Below are 2,070 nucleotides of genomic sequence, written 5' to 3'. Positions count from 1 at the left end.
TCTGCACTTTGCTGGATAAGGCGCCGAGTTGCCGGCGTTGTTGTGGCGCAGCCGTGTGGTAGTTTTCCCATAAGTTGGCCTGAAAGCTACGACGCAAAATCCCTCCCCCATCCTCCGGGACCATACAACTACCATCATCACATTTTTGATGGTTTTTCTTATCCAGCGCTCCCAAAATAAGGACTCGCTGGTGCTGCACCTCAAGCTCAACGAACTCATAGCCGCCACGCAGGGAGCCAGCAACCGCCTTATCAACGCCCAGGATTTTTCGGAAGAGGAAATCCGCCTCCTTCACGATTTTTACAGCTTACTGGTCGAGAAAGCCAAGCTGGACAATGACCTAGGCCAAACCCACTCGGTAGAAGAGGCCGAAGACAACCACCACGACAAGCTGGCCGCCCACCGCGAATAGCCCAGGGCCCACACGCAAAAAGCCTGGCCGACTGGCCAGGCTTTTTGCTTTTGCCTGCGGCGAGCCTTACTCGGCGCGGGTCAGGGGCGACTCTACCACGTGCTCCGATACGAACCACACTTGTAGCTCGTTGGCGCGCATTACTTCGCTCACTACCAAGTCGTTGGTACCATCATCGCCCGAATCGTCGGCTACTTTGGCGTAGGCGTGGCAGTTTTTGAGGATAATCTGGTGGGCTTCGAGCAGGCGGCTTACCTGCACGGGAGCCTCCTCGCGGTCGCGCGGGGGGCGCGGAATGCTGGTCGTTTCGGCTACGTCGTGGGCCATGGCCACGGCCACGCCACCCAAAATCTGGATGCGCTCGGCAATGCTGTCTACCAGCGTCGCCTGCTCCTCGTAGTGCTTATCATAAAGCAGGTGCAACTGATAAAAAGTGGGGCCTACTACCTGCCAATGGTGTTTCTTGTACATGTCGCGCAGCGTCATGGTATCGGCCAGCAGTTGATTGAGCATCGTTACGCTCTCTTGGCGCACGTTGTCGTCGAGGCCGATGGGCAGGCGCTGGCTCACGGTGCCGAATCGCTGCGTGGGGGCCGGGGCCTTCAGCTGCTGATTGAGCAGGGGCTGAATGTTGACGGCAGGGTTGGTCTGGGGCAGGCCGGCACCTTTGAGGTCGGTCACACCTTCCTTGGTGGTTTTGGCGGGGGCTTTGGTAGCCATAATCTAAAAGAACTAATGAGAAAAAATACGTAGCAGAGCGGCGGAACAAGTAAGGCCCGCCAGCGATTTGCTGTACGCAGGGCGCGGCTGCGGGTTGAGGGTCAGCCTACCTTTGGGGCCCTTATTGCCCCATTCCTCCGCCATTGCTGGTAGCCGTTTTCCATTTCCCCGACTTTTCCCGATGAACCAAGCCCACTGGCACCTGATTTTTAACCACGCCCCCATTTTTGGAGCCCTGGCGGGCGCACTGCTGCTGGCGGCCGGCCTACTGCAAAAGCAAGACGCGCTGCTGCGCGCCGGGCTGTGGGCGCTGGTGCTGGCCGTAGTGGTGGGGCTGCCGGCGCAGCTCACCGGCGCGGGCGCGGCGCAGGTTGTGAAGGACATGCCCCGCGTGAGCCAGGCGCTCATTCAGCACCACGCCGCCACGGCCCGCACGGGCTACTGGGTGCTGGTAGCCACTGGCACGCTGGCGCTGCTGAGCACGCTGCAATTGCAGCAGCGGGCGGCGCGGGCGCGGCAGTTTGTGTGGGCCACGCTGCTGGGCGCGGTGCTGAGCTTTGGCATGCTGGCCCGCGCGGGCAACCTGGGCGGGCAAATCAGCCACCCCGAAATCCGCGAGGGTTACGGCACACCCGACGAGCTGTGAGCGACACTGCACACTGTAACTGTAACTGTATTAAGAACGTCATGCCGAACACGATGAAGCATCTTCTTCGCCTCGTTGGATGAGACGGGCGAGAGGCTTCATCGCGTTCAGTATGATGTTCTTGTTCTATTCCCTCAATAGCTTTTTACCCATCCTATAATAAAAAGTAGTGGTTGAAAAACCTTATTGGGTCTGGTGGGCTTTTCCGTAGAAAAGCGCTTTCGTCATGCTAATTTATCGCTTGTTTCTGACCGCTGAGGAACGCCAGACCCTGGAGGACTGGCGAAAGAAG

Annotated in this window: 3 protein-coding genes; 2 read left to right on the top strand and 1 reads right to left on the bottom strand. The window is 58.8% G+C overall.

Going from position 1 to position 2,070, the window contains the following annotated elements; genetic code table 11:
• The first annotated feature begins 148 nt into the window (after positions 1-148).
• Positions 149-412, top strand: coding sequence for a low affinity iron permease family protein (locus tag QMK33_RS23305; protein ID WP_502867100.1), 264 nt, complete (start codon positions 149-151; stop codon positions 410-412).
• Between the two features lie 66 nt (positions 413-478).
• On the opposite strand, the gene QMK33_RS23300 is transcribed toward QMK33_RS23305, so the two are convergent.
• Positions 479-1,132, bottom strand: a complete 654-nt coding sequence (locus tag QMK33_RS23300) for a Dps family protein (protein ID WP_283567029.1) — start codon at positions 1,130-1,132, stop codon at positions 479-481.
• 181 nt (positions 1,133-1,313) lie between these two features.
• On the opposite strand from QMK33_RS23300, the gene QMK33_RS23295 reads away from it, so the two are divergent.
• On the top strand, positions 1,314-1,778 hold the full coding sequence (locus QMK33_RS23295) for a DUF2231 domain-containing protein (RefSeq protein ID WP_283567028.1): 465 nt from the start codon (positions 1,314-1,316) through the stop codon (positions 1,776-1,778).
• Positions 1,779-2,070 lie beyond the last annotated feature (292 nt).

The organism is Hymenobacter sp. H14-R3, from assembly GCF_030063445.1.
Taxonomy (GTDB): domain Bacteria; phylum Bacteroidota; class Bacteroidia; order Cytophagales; family Hymenobacteraceae; genus Hymenobacter.
Note: the sequence above shows the minus strand (reverse complement) of the source record. Positions and strands in the feature narration are given on the sequence as shown.